Source organism: Marinobacter flavimaris, assembly GCF_045057155.1.
Lineage (GTDB): Bacteria > Pseudomonadota > Gammaproteobacteria > Pseudomonadales > Oleiphilaceae > Marinobacter > Marinobacter manganoxydans.
The window spans coordinates 2,269,182-2,283,401 of sequence record NZ_CP171359.1 but is presented as its reverse complement, the minus strand read 5'-3'; the positions used below and the strand labels follow the sequence as shown (position 1 = coordinate 2,283,401).

The following is a 14,220-nucleotide window of genomic DNA, read 5'->3' as shown; positions in this document are numbered from 1 at the left end:
ATATAGGAGACAGTTCATGGAGTTTCAGTGTTGGGCAGGAGGCCGGGAATGACAAACCAGAAGCAGGCGATGCTCTATGGCCTTGGCACGGTGCTGTTGTGGTCTACCGTGGCAACCGCGTTCAAGCTCTCGCTCAGAGAGCTCGCGCCCGTTCAGATGCTGCTGATTGCGTGCAGTGCGTCGGTGGTTGTGATGGCCGTCATCCTGATGCTTCAGGGGCGCTGGCACCTGGTGTTCTCGCTCAGTCGCAAACAGTATGCCCAGTCTTTTGGCATGGGGCTGATCAATCCCTGTCTGTACTATTTCCTGTTGTTCGGTGCCTTTGACCGACTGCCCGCCCAGGAAGCGCAACCGCTGAACTACACCTGGGCTCTGGTGCTGGCCTATATGTCGGTACCCTTTCTGGGGCACCGGCTACGCAAACTGGATATTGTCGCGGGCCTGATCTGTTATGCCGGGGTCGTGGTGATTGCCACCCGCGGGGCTGTCACTTCGCTGAGCTTCGAGGATCCACTTGGCGTTTCTCTCGCCCTCGGAAGCACAGTGGTCTGGGCGTCCTACTGGATTATCGCCACACGGGATACCCGGGATCCGGTGGTTGGCCTGTTCCTGAATTTCCTATGTGGATTGCCGGTGATTCTGCTCATTTGCTGGTGGACAGAGGGGCTCAGTTTTGCCCCGGGCACGTCGCTGGTTGCAGCGCTCTATGTAGGCGTGTTCGAGATGGGTATCGCTTTCGTGCTCTGGTCCTATGCCATGAAAAAAGCGGAGAATACTTCGAAAGTCAGCAACCTGATTTTTATCTCTCCGTTCCTTTCGCTGGTGTTCATCTACTTTATTCTGGGCGAGCATATCCTGCCCTCCACATACATTGGCCTGGTTCTGATCATGATGGGGCTATGGATTCAGCAGAAAAAAGTGAAGGATCGGGAAGAGGCCCTGAACCTTGGCTGACTGGTTTGTCTACATGGTTCGAACCGCCAGAGGTTCGCTCTATACCGGCATAACCACTGACGTTGAGCGGCGGTTCAATGAACATCAGGGAGGCGCTCCCCGGGGCGCGCGTAGTCTGAGGGGGAAGGGGCCACTGGAACTGGTGTTCAGCGCGCCAGCCGGAGACAGAAGCCGGGCTTCACGGTTGGAGTGGCGCATCAAACAATGGCCCCGGCCCAGGAAAGAGGCCCTGGCCCGGGGCGAGCTCAGTCTGCCAGATGACGTTTGATGTGTTCGCCTGCGGTTTCCAGCGCGGCAGTGGCTCGATCCAGCTGACCACTGTGTACCTGGAAAACGTGCCAAAGACTGTTATAGACCTCAAGGCGGGTTTCCACATCGTTCCGGCTTGCGGCCTCGGCGAGCCGTTCGGCGTCGTTCAGCAGGATTTCCTGGCTGCCTACCTGGATCAACAGGGGTGGCAGGCCGCTTAAATCCCCGAAGATCGGCGAGATCAACGGGTTGGTAAGGGGTTCCTTTCCGGCGTAAAGCCTGGCGGCCTTGCTGGTCCAGCTGGCCTGAAGTACCGGCTCAATTTCCGGCGCATAAAGCTGCTCCTGGGTGAGGTCTATCCAGGGTGAAAACGCCGTCAGCGATGCCGGAAGCTGCAGGCCCTTATCGCGCAGTCGCATCGCCAGGGCAACAGAGAGCCCCCCGCCAGCGGAATCGCCGGCGACGGCAATCTGGTCCGGTTTCAGGCCAGCCTCCAGAAGCCCGTTCCAGCAGGCTTCGGCATCATCCAGCGCAGCGGGAAACGGAAACTCGGGCGCCAGCCGGTAATCCGGCGTAACGATGGCGCAGCCGGTTGTTTTCGCCAGATGCCCGGTTATGCCACGGTGGGTACTCGAGGACCCGATGATGTAGCCTCCGCCGTGGAGATAGAGAACGGCGCCCCGGGGATCATTGCCGAAGGTTGTCCGGGTTGCTGGCACTCCCCCAATGGTTATGTTCTCGAATTTCGCGCCTCTCGGTGGTGTCGAACTCCGATAAGCCTGGCGAACAATGCGTCGCTGAAGTGGCACCGGTACCGCCGGGTTGAGAACCGGTCTGACCAGCCGGTTCATGGTCTGGCGCAACGCACTCTCTAAAACGTGTTGCAACATCTGTGTCTTTCCCCTGCTATGGGTTAGGCCCGCTATAGGTTAGGATTGAAACCCCGAAATAGATAACTCATTCATGACAGGCGTTTAACTCTACGTGTACTGGAAAACGGATACCATAGAAATACCGGATTGGGACAGGCACTCGCTCCTGGACAGACTCGAACCCTTCGACCCGACCCGCTCGCGTGATCTTAGTGATGAAATGGTGGCCTATTGTCGTTTTTATGGGCTGGATCTCTGGGTGGAACATCCGGACGTTGCTTATCATCAGGGTTACGTCAAAGCCTGCGGTCATGAAGTCATGGTGCATTATTTCCGATTGCCGGACCAGTCAACAGAGCGTGGCACGGTGTTCATTCTGCACGGCTATTTCGACCACGTCGGGTTGTACAGTCAGTTGATCGATCGGTGCCTGGGAGCCGGGTTTGATGTGCTGGCCTACGATCAGCCCGGCCATGGCCTTTCCAGCGGCACGCCCGCAGCCATTGGCAGTTTTCTTGAGTATCAGGGCGTTCTGTCAGACGTGATGGCTCAGGTCAGGGACAAGTTGCGTCAGCCCTGGTTCGCGGTTGGGCAGAGCACCGGTGGAGCGATCCTGATTGATTATCTGTTGTCCAACCATCACAGCCAGCAAACCTCCGACTTCCGGAAAGTGGTGCTTCTGGCGCCCCTGGTGAGGCCGGCCGGCTGGTTGGGCGCAAAAATACTGCATAGCATGGTGAAGCCGTTTATTTCCCGCTGGCGCAGGGTATTTGCAGAGAACAGTGGCAACGGTCGTTTCCTCAGGTTCTTGCGGGAGTACGACCCGCTTCAGGCGAGGGCAGTGCATGTCGACTGGGTGAGTGCACTCCGAAAATGGGTCCCCCATATTGAATCTGCGCGGCCGGTCGACTTTCCGGTGACCGTCGTGCAAGGTGAGAAGGATCTGACAGTCGACTGGCAACACAATTTGCGTATTATCCGGAATAAATTTTCCTCGGTTGAGGAACGGAAAATCCCTGACGGACGTCATCATCTTGTGAACGAAGCTCAGGATTTGCAGGCAACCGTATTCAATACCATTATTGATACATTCACGAACTCGGCGGAAAAGACCCGTTAAACCGGGTTGGCTGAAGAAACCAGGCACAGGAGAAAGCTGTGAAGAAGATGATTCTTGTATTTATGGTGGCAACTTTCGGTCTCGGCGGTTGTATGACCTATGACCCCTACACCGGTGAAGAGAAAACTTCGAATGCGACCAAGGGAAGCATCATCGGCGCTATTGGCGGTGCGGCTATCGGTGCGGCAACCTCCAGCAAGAGTGACCGCGGAAAAGGTGCCCTGATTGGTGCGGCCAGCGGCGCGGCCATTGGCGGTGGCGTTGGTTACTACATGGACAAACAGGAAGCCGAGCTGCGTCGCAAGCTGGAGGGCACTGGTGTTCGCGTGGTGCGCAACGGCGATGAGATTGAACTGGTGATGCCAGGCAATATCACCTTTGATCTGAATGAATCGAGCATCAAGCCGTCATTCAGCGGAACACTGGAATCCGTGGCTCTGGTACTGAAGGAGTATGACAAGACCATCATCCAGATTGAGGGGCATACCGACAGCTCCGGCTCTGACAGCTACAACCAGCTGCTCAGTGAGCGTCGCGCCTCATCCGTGCGTGACTTCCTCCTGAACCAGGGTATTGAGCCGAAGCGTACCCGTGCTGTTGGCTACGGCGAACGCTACCCGGTTGCCTCAAATGATACCGCGGCCGGCCGTGAGCAGAACCGTCGTGTTGAGCTGACGCTGGTGCCCATGCAGTAAGCAGGGCGTTCGCAGCCATAAAAAAACCGGAGCACAGGCTCCGGTTTTTTTATATCTGGCCGTTAATCAGAACAGTACGCGGCAGCGAATGGTCCCTTTCACTTTGAGCAGCTTTTCCTGCGCCAGTTCGCCGTACTCTTTGTTCACGTCGACGACAACATAGCCGATGTCTTCCTTGGTCTGCAGATACTGGCCGCAAACGTTGATGCCATTCTCTGAAAACACCTGGTTGATCTCTGACATCACGCCGGGAACGTTCTCGTGGATATGCAGCAGACGGTGCTGATTGGGGTGTGACGGCAGAGCGACTTCCGGGAAGTTCACGGAAGAAACCGACGTGCCGTTGTCGCTGTACATGGCCAGTTTTTCTGCCACTTCCCGACCGATGTTTGCCTGGGCTTCGATGGTGGAGCCGCCAACATGCGGGGTCAGGATGACGTTGTCGAACTCCCGCAGCGGAGAGACAAATTCCTCGTCGTTGGATTTGGGCTCAACCGGGAATACGTCAATGGCAGCACCCAGCAGTTTACCGCTGCCCAGAGCATCGGCCAGGGCGTCGATGTCCACCACGGTGCCGCGGGAGGCATTCATGAGAATGCTGCCGGGTTTCATCTGGGCGAACTGCTCGGCCTTGAACATGTACTTGGTGGCCGGGGTTTCCGGTACGTGCAGGCTGACCACATCGGCAATGTTGAGCAGCTCCTGGAGCGTACCTACCTGGGTGGCGTTGCCGATCGACAGTTTTGAGACGACATCGTAGAAGTACACATCCATGCCCAGGCCCTCGGCCAGGACGCTGAACTGGGTGCCGATGTTGCCGTAGCCGATAATGCCCAGTTTTTTGCCACGGATTTCATAGCTGTCCTTGGCGGATTTCAGCCACTCGCCGCGATGGGCCTTGGCGTTTTTCTCCGGGACACCGCGCAGGAGCAGAATGGCCTGGGCGAGAACGAGTTCCGCGACGCTCCGGGTGTTGGAGAAAGGCGCATTGAAAACGGCAATACCGCGCCGGGTGGCCGCCTGCAGATCCACCTGGTTGGTGCCAATACAGAAGCAACCCACAGCCACCAGCTTCTTGGCGGCCTCAAATACTTTCTCGGTCAGCTGGGTGCGGGAACGGATGCCGACGAAGTGCGCATCGGCAATCTTCTCGATCAGCTCTTCCTCGGCCAGCGAGTGAGACAGGTACTCAATGTTGGTATAGCCCGCAGCATTCAGCGTATCAATGGCAGATTGATGCACGCCTTCCAGCAGCAGGATACGGATTTTGCTCTTCTCAAGAGACGTATTTGACATGGGCTTGCTTCCGAACCTTTCGTCACGTGAAATGACCCGTGGCCAGTGATCGTCAGGGCTGGCTCACAGAACAGGGGCGGTATGATACCATAAACAAAGATTTTCACAGCGCGCCGGTTTGCCTGAATCAACTGTCTGTGATTCCTGTTGCAGGATGCTCCGGCCCAAACCTGACGAGACCGAAAAATTCATGAATTCTGAACAGATCATTGCTTCTCTCAAAGACCTCATGGCCACCGGCGACGCGCCCGGCAAGGTGCTGACCGACCCGGCAGATCTGGATACCTACGGCAAGGACTGGACCAAGATCTACCCGTCCAAGCCCCTGGCGATCGCGTTGCCCAAGACCACCGAGCAGGTGCAGGCGCTGGTGAAGTTCGCCAACGAGAATCAGGTGGCACTGGTGCCCTCTGGCGGCCGGACAGGTCTGAGTGGCGGTGCTGTGGCCGCCAATGGTGAGGTGGTTGTGGCGTTCGACAACATGAACCAGATTCTGGACTTCAATGCCAGCGACAGGACGGTTCGGTGTCAGGCCGGTGTTGTGACCGAGCAGTTGCAGAATTGTGCTGAAGACAACGGTCTTTACTATCCGGTTGATTTTGCCTCCGCCGGTTCCAGCCAGCTCGGTGGCAACCTCTCCACCAACGCCGGCGGTATCAAGGTAATTCGCTATGGTATGAGCCGGGACTGGGTTGCCGGCCTCAAGGTCGTGACCGGCAAGGGCGATATTCTGGATCTGAACAAGGATCTGGAGAAGAACAACACGGGTTACGATCTGCGTCATCTGTTTATCGGCGCTGAGGGCACACTGGGCTTTATTACCGAAGCCACCATGAAATTGTCCCGGAAGCCGGATAACCTGACGGTGCTGGTGCTGGGTCTGAATGACCTGACCAACACCATGGATGTGCTGCAGACTTTTCAGAAAAAGATTGATCTCACCGCCTACGAGTTTTTCTCCCATCAAGCCATGGGACACGTGCTGGCCCACGGTCAGGTTCAGGCGCCGTTTGAAACCGAGGCGCCGTATTATGCGCTGCTGGAGTTCGAATCTGTCTCCGATCAGGTGATGGACGATGCTATGGCTCTGTTTGAACAATGCGTGGAGAACGGGTGGGTGCTGGATGGCGTGATCAGCCAGAGCGAAACCCAGGCCCAGAACCTCTGGCAGCTGCGCGAGCGCATTTCCGAGTCCATCGCGCCCCGCACGCCCTACAAGAATGATATTTCCGTGGTCGTATCCAAGGTGCCGGGCTTCCTGCAGGAAATTGATGCCGTGGTCACCGAGCACTATCCGGATTTCGAGATTATCTGGTTCGGGCACATCGGCGATGGCAACCTGCACCTGAATATTCTCAAGCCAGAGGACATGGCCAACGAGGATTTCTTCGAGAAGTGCCAACAGGTCAACAAATGGGTGTTCGAGATTGTCGAGCGCTATCAGGGCAGCGTGTCAGCCGAGCACGGCGTGGGTATGACCAAGAAGCCTTATCTGCAGTACACCCGTAGCGAGGCAGAAATCGCTTACCTGAGGGGAATCAAGCAGGTATTCGATCCCAACGGAATCATGAACCCGGGCAAGATTTTCGACTGATGCAGGATCATATCGTAGTGCTGACAGGCGCGGGCATAAGCGCCGAAAGCGGTCTCTCCACCTTCCGGGACAACGGTGGGTTGTGGGAGCAGCACAGCGTCTACGATGTGGCTACGCCCGAGGCGTTTGCGCGCAATCAGGAGCTGGTGCTGCGGTTCTACAATGACCGACGCCGCCAGCTCGCCTCTGCCCAGCCGAACCGGGCCCATCAGCTGCTGGCGGAGCTTGAGCAGCGCTACCGGGTCACCGTGGTCACCCAGAACGTGGACGATCTTCACGAACGGGGTGGCGCGAGCAACGTCATTCACCTTCACGGTGAGCTTACCAAGGCGCGCAGTTCAAAATATCCGGAGCTGGTTTATGACATCGGTTATCGTGATATTAACCCTGGCGACACCTGCGACCGTGGCGCCCAGCTTCGTCCTCATATTGTCTGGTTTGGCGAGGAAGTGCCCATGCTGGACAAGGCTGCAGAAGTTGTCCGCACGGCCGATCACCTGCTGATCGTGGGAACGTCTCTGCAGGTATACCCGGCTGCAGGACTGGTTTACGAAGTGGACAGAGATGTCCCCATCACCGTGATTGACCCGGGCGAGCCGGCGTCAGTGTCACGGGCCCGGTTTATTCGCAAGGGTGCCGTCGAGGGTGTTGCCGAATGGGTTGCCCATTACCTGTAGGGTTCAGGCTTTCAGGTACCTTTCCAGTTCTTCCCTGAACGCAGCCTGAACACCCAGCCGCTTCAGCATCCAGTAATGACCGGCAATCATCCGGTCGATAAAGATGCTTTCCACCGGCGGCTTGAAGTAGTCGAGGTATTTGAACACGGTGCTGGTTTTCTCGGCCACGCGCTTGTGGATGTCGGCTTCTGCGAAGTTATAGGGCACCTCCCGATCCTCGAAGGGCACCACCAGAATGTCCCGCCACATAGCGTAGTAGGCTTCATCCACGGCTGGCTGGCTTCCGACACGCGCGCCCAGGTCAATCAGATGACGGTCAAGCGCTTCGTAGTCTTCCTCGAGGGCAGAAACCAGGGCGTTGCGGTAGGCGGCGATGATTTCCGGTTTCAGCTTCTTTACGCAGCCGAAGTCGTACATGACGATGGAGCCATCAGGCCGGTAGGCGAAGTTGCCGGCGTGGGGATCGCCATGGATGCACTGGAAACGGAAAAGCTGGTCCGCCATGAGCATGAAGATCCGGTGACCTATCAGGTTGATGGTGTCCTGGTCGTACCGGTCTCTCGTAACCTTGCTGACGTGATCTCCCTCAACCAGTTCCATCGTCAGGACACGTCGGGTTGAGTGGCTCTTCGCCACGGAAGGGATGAGCACCCAGGGCTGATCCTTGTGAAACTCCCGAAAGAGTTCGATATTTCGTGCTTCGTTCTCGTAATCCAGTTCTTCTTTCAGTCGCTCCCGGATTTCGGCGAACAGCCGGTCGACCGACTCCTTGGGCATTTTCAGCAGGCCGCCCAATCTCAGTGCCATGCGCAGTTGCTTGAGATCTGAATCGCAGGATTCGTCCACGCCGGGGTACTGGATTTTCACAATAACATCGGTGCCATCGTGGAGTCTGGCGCGATGCACCTGGCCGATGGAAGCCGCAGCGTAGGGTGTCTCCTGCAGGTACTCGAAAAGCTCGGAGACCGGTTTGCCCAGTTCCGATTCGATCTGCCCCACGATGACCTCAAAAGGCATGGGCGGGGCTTCTTTCTGAAGCTTCTCGAGCGCGTCCGAGAATTCCTTGGGCAGAAAGTCCTGGGTCTGGGAAGCGATTTGCCCGACTTTCATGACCGCCCCTTTCAGCTCGCCCAGGGTATCGGCGATCTGGTCGGCCATGCGTGTGTAGCTTTCGCTCTGCGCGCCCTCGTCATTTTCTGAGCGGAACAGGCGGCGCGCACGCTGGCCGGCATATTGCCCTGCCACAGAGGCAGTCATGCCAGCGAGTTTGAAGAAGCGACCACGTCGGGAGGTTACCGGTTTCTTTGCCATAAACAGATGTACGCCTTTGACCGGATTTGGGTTTAGCCGGCCCTGCACGTTAAACCACTTTGGTCTCCACGAACAGCAGGTCTTCCAGTTCAAGCGACAGGGTCTGGCCAGAAACCAGCGGGCCCACGCCTTTTGGTGTTCCTGTCAGCACCACATCGCCGGGCAGCAGAGTGAACTGGCTGCTGATGTGAGCGATCAGGGGAATGATGGGGTTGAGCATATCGCCGGTATCGCCGGTTTGCTGGCGGTTGCCATCAATGTCCATTGTGAAGTGAATGGGGGCATCGGGAAACTTATCGGCCGCGACAAACGGCGAAAGCGGACAGGCACCATCGAACCCCTTCGCTCTTTCCCATGGCTGGCCTTTTTCTTTGAGTTTGCCCTGTAGATCCCGCAGAGTCAGGTCCAGTGCCAGACCGTAGCCCAGTATCGCGGATTTGGCTTCGCTGGCTGAAGCTCGGGTCAAGGGGCGACCGATCAGAACCGCCAGTTCGGTCTCGAAGTGAACCGCCCCCTGGTCTCTTGGAAAATCCAGGGGACGGGTGATATGCACCGCCGAGGTTGCGGGTTTGATGAACAGCAGCGGTTCATCCGGCACCGGGTTATTGAGCTCCCGGGCATGCTCGGCGTAGTTGCGACCAATGCAGACGATCTTTCCCAGTGGCAGATGGACGGGTGTGCCATCCTTCCAGTGGTGTTGGTAATCCGGCATGGTCGCCTCCTGATTGCTGTTGATTATTCCCCTTCAAACGAGCAAACAGTATAAACCTGAAGGCCTTCGTCCTGCAGCTTGCGGGAGCCGCCGAGATCGGGCAGATCAATCATGGCTGCCACTTCCACAATTTCCGCGCCAATCCTGCGGATCAGACGGGTCGCGGCGAGCATCGTGCCGCCAGTGGCAATCAGATCATCCACCAGAACCACGTTGTCGCCCGGCTTGAACGCGTCCTTGTGTAGCTCCACGGAGGCGGTACCGTATTCAAGCTCGTAGTCCTCCACCAGCGTATCGAACGGCAGCTTGCCTTTTTTGCGGACAAGTACCAGGGACGCGTTGAGCTCATAGGCCAGTGCCGAGCCAATGATAAAGCCGCGCGCATCCACCGCTGCCACGGCATCAATCTTGTGGCCGTGGTAGCGGTGTACGAAGGCATCAATCAGTTTACGGAAGGCAGTCTTGTCCTGCAGTACCGTGGTTATATCGCGAAAGGCCACGCCCGGCTTTGGCCAGTCCGGGACCGTGCGAATGGCCTTTTTGATGCTTTCAGAAAAATAATCCATAAACGTTCCGGTTAATGCCCTGGAAGCGGATCAGGCCGCATCCAGGAAAATGAATTTCAGAACAAACACAACCGCAATGATAACAACACTGGCGTTCAGATCTGCCCAGCGGCCACTGAGTGCCTTCAGAATGGCGTAGGTGATGAATCCCAGGGCGATGCCGTTGGCAATGGAGAAGGTCAAAGGCATCATCAGGGCGGTGACAACAGCCGGGGCCGCATCAGTGACATCCTCCCAATCAATCAGTTTGAGGCCGCTGGCCATCAGAACCGCCACGTAAAGCAGTGCCGGTGCGGTGGCGTAGGCAGGGATGATGCTGGCGATCGGTGACAGCAGCAAACAAGCAAGAAACAGCGCGGCAACCACGACAGCGGTCAGGCCGGTTCGGCCGCCGGCGGAGATGCCCGCGGTGGATTCGATGTAGCTGGTGGTGGTTGAGGTGCCGAGGGCGGCACCGGACATGGTCGCAACCGAGTCCGACATCAGGGCCCGGCCGAGGCGCGGCAGTTTGCCGTCCTTGTCGAGGAGACCACCGCGCTGTGCGGCGCCGATCAGGGTGCCGGATGTATCAAACAGATCGACGAACAGAAACGCAAAGATCACGCTGATCATGCCGATATTCAGGGCGCCCGCCAGGTCCAGCTGCATGAACGTCGGCGCTATGCTCGGGGGTGCTGAAACCAGACCGTTGTACTCCACCATTCCCAGTGCCATGGCTACGCCGGTAACCGCAATAATACCAATCATGACGGCGCCGGTTACCTGGCGGAAGGACAGTGCGCAAATCAGCACGAAGCCGCCGAAAAACAGCAGGCTCTCTGCCACTTTCACTTCACCCAGCCCCACAAGCGTGGCGGGGTGATCCACAACAATGCCGGCATTCTTCAGGGCGATCAGGGCCAGGAAGAAGCCAATGCCCGCGGAGATGCCGAAGCGCAGGGACATGGGAATGCTGTTGATGATCCATTCCCGCACCTTGAAGATGCTCAGCAGGAAGAACAGGAAGCCGGAAATGAACACCGCTCCGAGCGCTATCTGCCAGCTGTAGCCCATGCTGCCGACGACCGTGAAGGAGAAAAAGGCGTTGAGCCCCATGCCTGGTGCCATGGCGATCGGGTAATTGGCCCATAGCCCCATGATCAGGGTGCCGATCACGGCTGCAAGACAGGTAGCAACAAAGACAGCCCCGAAATCCATGCCGGTCGATGACAGGATGCTCGGGTTGACCACGATGATGTACGCCATGGTCAGGAAGGTGGTAATGCCCGCAACCACTTCTTTACGAACAGTGGTGCCGTGGGCCTGGAGTTGGAACAGTCGTTCAAGCATGACGGGTGTCTGCCTCACAGGATGCTGAAAGTTTGTGTTTGGGGGTCTGGTCTGGACGGAATTCTTGAATTGCGTGAAAAAACGGCAATATTACCGGCTCAGCCTCCTAAGGCCAAGGGATGATTGACAGTTCGTCAAAGCGAATGTGGCGTTAGTTGCCATGAGAGTCACGCTGAAGCCGGATATCGAAGCGGACCGCCAGCATCCGCACGATGACGATAAAAAGCAGGCCAATGGTCAACGGCAGGACCTCGTTGTCGAGGAACCACTGGCAGACAAAGTACAGCCAGCATCCGGCGAATGAGATCGAGGCGTAGATCTGGTCTTTGCGAAAGATATAGGGGACCTCGTTACAGAGGGTGTCCCGCAGGGCGCCGCCAAAGGTGCCTGTCATCACTCCCAGCAGGGAAGCGACAAACCAGGAATGTCCCAGATCCAGGGCCAGTTGGGCGCCAAGGATGGAAAAAACGCCGAGTCCGATGGCGTCGGGGAACACAATTCTTGACTCCCGCAGCCGCTCTGCTTTTTTCCAATAGCTGAAGACAACCGCCATGGCCAGAATCAGCATCGGTTGCTCTTCGTGCTTGATCCAGTAAAGAGGGTGGTTGTCCATGATCAGGTCGCGCAGGGTGCCACCCCCGAGTGCCGTGATGAAGCCGATGGTAAATACGCCCACAGGATCCATATTTTTGGAGCGCGCCACGATCATGCCGGAAATCGCAAACGCGACGATTCCAACCATTTCAAGCACGTAGATGATGTCGATCATGGCGAGCCCCGAGATAGGCCAGGAGTGGCCGGATGCCTAAAGTCGAAGCGCGCAGGATAGCGAAAAAGCGGATGGCTTTCACCTGAGGCCAGATAGGTGTCAGGAGGCGCAGGCCTCCGGACTGTGATCCATAGCGACAGTTCTGAACGTATCTTGCATTCAACTTACCTGTATCCTGTTGTACGGAGTTGCTATGTCCTTGATGCGTCTGGCCTATGCCAGTGAAGCCACGTTTGAAGCCAAACCGGTGGAAAAGGGTGTTGAACCCCACGTTGCACGAATTCTGATGACCTCCCGTAAGAACAATGCCAAAGACCAGTTGGTCGGTGGCCTCTACTACGGAAACGACCGGTTTTTCCAGTATCTGGAAGGTGAAGAGGACGCCGTCCGTCGCACGTATGACAGGATCCTGAAGGATGACCGCCACCGCAACATCGTCACCTTGATAGAAGAGCCCCTGAAGAGCCGAACGTTCAGTAACTGGTCCATGAAATACGTGCCGCTTTCGAGGGACGTTCGGGCATTTCTGGATGATCAGGGACTTGAATCCTTTGATCCGGCCGCGTTCACCTCTGAACAGTGCGAGAAAATGATCGAGCTCGTTCGCAACTCCAGCCAGGAACAGAATCTGTCTACCCGTGATGATCCTAAATCTGTCGGCGACGCGCCTCAGGTGCTGTCCTCAGGAATGAAAACTGGCCTGATTGTGGCCGGGGTGGTTTTGGTTGGCGCTCTCGTGATCGGCGGGACCATGCTCTGAATGGACTCGCTCTGAGAAATAAGCGCCGCTTATGCGCTTAGATAAAAGAACTTTATTTGCTTCATGTTAAGACTCTGTTTAGCTTGACGGATAACAATCACAGGCGCCTGTCGCCTGGAATCCGATCGAACAAAAACGGAGCACTCATGAAAGCCATCCTCTGCAAGGAATATGGTCCGGCCGAGAAGCTGGTCATCGAAGAAGTTCCCAGCCCCGAAGTGAAAGGCCGCGGTGTCAAAGTGCGCGTTAAAGCCGCCGGCCTGAATTTTCCGGACACCCTCATCATCGAGAACAAATATCAGTTGAAGCCAAGCCTGCCTTTTTCCCCGGGTGGCGAAATGGCGGGTGAGGTTATCGAGGTTGGCGACAAGGTAACCCGCTTCAAGGTAGGCGACCGTGTTGCTGGGCTGACAGGTTATGGCGCCTTTGCCGAAGAAGTCATCGTGCCGGAGCAGAATCTTCTCCCCGTCCCCGATGGCATGTCCGACGAGAAGGCTGCGGCCTTCACCATGGTTTATGGGACTTCCTATTATGCCCTCAAGCAGCGCGGCAACCTTCAGCCTGGCGAATCGCTTCTGGTTCTGGGCGCCAGCGGTGGCGTGGGCCTGGCAACGGTTGAGCTCGGCAAGGCCATGGGCGCAAAGGTTATTGCAGCCGCCAGTTCGGCGGAAAAGCTAGCGGTTGCCAAGGAAGCTGGCGCCGATGAGCTTATCAATTATGCCGAAGAGCCTCTTAAAGACGCGGTGAAGAAGCTTACTCACAGCAAAGGCGTGGATGTCATCTACGACCCCGTAGGCGGTGACTTCACCGAACAGGCTCTCCGCGCCATGGCCTGGAATGGCCGCCACCTGATCATCGGCTTCGCGGCCGGCGAGATTCCGAAAATCCCGGCAAATTTGACTCTTCTGAAAGGTTGTTCCGTTGTTGGCGTATTCTGGGGCAGTTTCACTCAACGCGAGCCGGAAGCCAGCGCCCAGAACATGATGGAGCTGATGAAGCTCTATGCCGAGGGCAAGATTGATCCGAAGATCAGTGCCGTCTATGACTTCGAGGATTACGCCTCTGCCCTTGGAGCCCTTACTGAACGCAAAGCGACTGGCAAGGTTGTGCTTAAAGTCGGCTCCTGAGTTTTATCGAAGCCTGAAAGCTTTGGGAGGTTGCCGGTTGGAAGCACCTCCCAAAAACCGCTACGAGCACATCCATGTGCGCTTGGCGTCGGCCATCCATGGCCGCCGACATTTTTGGGAAGTGCTTCCAACCGGCAACTTCTGGAATCAGTGGTATCTCTGAGTATCAAGACTATAACGCAATAGCCC

15 protein-coding genes are annotated in these 14,220 nt (G+C 56.9%); 8 read left to right on the top strand and 7 right to left on the bottom strand.

What is annotated here, in order from left to right; all coding sequences use genetic code 11:
- Positions 1-48 precede the first annotated feature (48 nt).
- Positions 49-954, top strand: coding sequence for a DMT family transporter (locus tag ACGK9W_RS10645; RefSeq protein ID WP_053112741.1), 906 nt, complete (start codon positions 49-51; stop codon positions 952-954).
- Positions 955-967: 13 nt separating this feature from the next.
- Complete coding sequence (locus tag ACGK9W_RS10640; RefSeq protein ID WP_014577843.1) at positions 968-1,222, top strand: GIY-YIG nuclease family protein; 255 nt, start codon at positions 968-970, stop codon at positions 1,220-1,222.
- On the opposite strand, the gene ACGK9W_RS10635 is transcribed toward ACGK9W_RS10640, so the two are convergent.
- Positions 1,200-2,093 (bottom strand): alpha/beta hydrolase, encoded by an 894-nt coding sequence (locus ACGK9W_RS10635; protein ID WP_092031043.1) that lies wholly within the window; start codon positions 2,091-2,093, stop codon positions 1,200-1,202. The two genes, ACGK9W_RS10640 and ACGK9W_RS10635, sit on opposite strands and share 23 nt — an antisense overlap.
- A gap of 94 nt (positions 2,094-2,187) precedes the next feature.
- Between ACGK9W_RS10635 and ACGK9W_RS10630 the strand changes: the two genes are divergently transcribed.
- Both ACGK9W_RS10630 and ACGK9W_RS10625 read left to right on the top strand, forming a co-directional pair.
- Entirely contained in the window at positions 2,188-3,195 is a 1,008-nt protein-coding gene (locus ACGK9W_RS10630; RefSeq protein ID WP_008174039.1) for an alpha/beta hydrolase, read from the top strand.
- A gap of 47 nt (positions 3,196-3,242) precedes the next feature.
- Positions 3,243-3,890 carry an OmpA family protein gene (locus tag ACGK9W_RS10625; protein ID WP_227497835.1) on the top strand — a complete coding sequence of 216 codons (648 nt, stop codon included), beginning with the start codon at positions 3,243-3,245 and terminating at the stop codon, positions 3,888-3,890.
- Between the two features lie 66 nt (positions 3,891-3,956).
- Here the strand turns inward: ACGK9W_RS10625 and serA are convergent, their stop codons facing one another.
- A complete protein-coding gene (serA, locus tag ACGK9W_RS10620; protein WP_008174043.1) occupies positions 3,957-5,186 on the bottom strand; it encodes a phosphoglycerate dehydrogenase in 1,230 nt (409 codons plus the stop codon).
- Positions 5,187-5,376: 190 nt separating this feature from the next.
- Between serA and ACGK9W_RS10615 the strand changes: the two genes are divergently transcribed.
- Together ACGK9W_RS10615 and ACGK9W_RS10610 are read left to right on the top strand one after the other, a co-directional pair.
- The gene (locus tag ACGK9W_RS10615) at positions 5,377-6,780 is read left to right on the top strand and encodes an FAD-binding oxidoreductase (RefSeq protein WP_288365154.1); all 1,404 of its coding nucleotides are present in this window, start codon (positions 5,377-5,379) and stop codon (positions 6,778-6,780) included.
- A complete protein-coding gene (locus ACGK9W_RS10610; protein WP_008174047.1) occupies positions 6,780-7,457 on the top strand; it encodes a Sir2 family NAD-dependent protein deacetylase in 678 nt (225 codons plus the stop codon). Before ACGK9W_RS10615 ends, ACGK9W_RS10610 begins: the two co-directional genes overlap by 1 nt.
- A 3-nt stretch (positions 7,458-7,460) precedes the next feature.
- On the opposite strand, the gene ACGK9W_RS10605 is transcribed toward ACGK9W_RS10610, so the two are convergent.
- The 5 genes from ACGK9W_RS10605 to ACGK9W_RS10585 form a co-directional block, all read right to left on the bottom strand.
- On the bottom strand, positions 7,461-8,768 hold the full coding sequence (locus ACGK9W_RS10605; RefSeq protein WP_008174049.1) for an AarF/ABC1/UbiB kinase family protein: 1,308 nt from the start codon (positions 8,766-8,768) through the stop codon (positions 7,461-7,463).
- Positions 8,769-8,817: 49 nt separating this feature from the next.
- Positions 8,818-9,480, bottom strand: a complete 663-nt coding sequence (locus ACGK9W_RS10600) for a fumarylacetoacetate hydrolase family protein (RefSeq protein ID WP_008174051.1) — start codon at positions 9,478-9,480, stop codon at positions 8,818-8,820.
- 23 nt (positions 9,481-9,503) lie between these two features.
- Positions 9,504-10,046, bottom strand: a complete 543-nt coding sequence (locus tag ACGK9W_RS10595) for an adenine phosphoribosyltransferase (protein WP_008174054.1) — start codon at positions 10,044-10,046, stop codon at positions 9,504-9,506.
- Between the two features lie 30 nt (positions 10,047-10,076).
- Positions 10,077-11,375, bottom strand: a complete 1,299-nt coding sequence (locus tag ACGK9W_RS10590; protein WP_008174056.1) for an NCS2 family permease — start codon at positions 11,373-11,375, stop codon at positions 10,077-10,079.
- A 151-nt stretch (positions 11,376-11,526) separates the two neighbouring features.
- Positions 11,527-12,144, bottom strand: a complete 618-nt coding sequence (locus tag ACGK9W_RS10585; protein WP_062781766.1) for a trimeric intracellular cation channel family protein — start codon at positions 12,142-12,144, stop codon at positions 11,527-11,529.
- 193 nt (positions 12,145-12,337) lie between these two features.
- On the opposite strand from ACGK9W_RS10585, the gene ACGK9W_RS10580 reads away from it, so the two are divergent.
- Both ACGK9W_RS10580 and ACGK9W_RS10575 read left to right on the top strand, forming a co-directional pair.
- Positions 12,338-12,904 carry a BLUF domain-containing protein gene (locus ACGK9W_RS10580; protein ID WP_008174059.1) on the top strand — a complete coding sequence of 189 codons (567 nt, stop codon included), beginning with the start codon at positions 12,338-12,340 and terminating at the stop codon, positions 12,902-12,904.
- A 146-nt stretch (positions 12,905-13,050) separates the two neighbouring features.
- Positions 13,051-14,031 carry an NADPH:quinone oxidoreductase family protein gene (locus ACGK9W_RS10575; protein ID WP_008174060.1) on the top strand — a complete coding sequence of 327 codons (981 nt, stop codon included), beginning with the start codon at positions 13,051-13,053 and terminating at the stop codon, positions 14,029-14,031.
- Positions 14,032-14,220 lie beyond the last annotated feature (189 nt).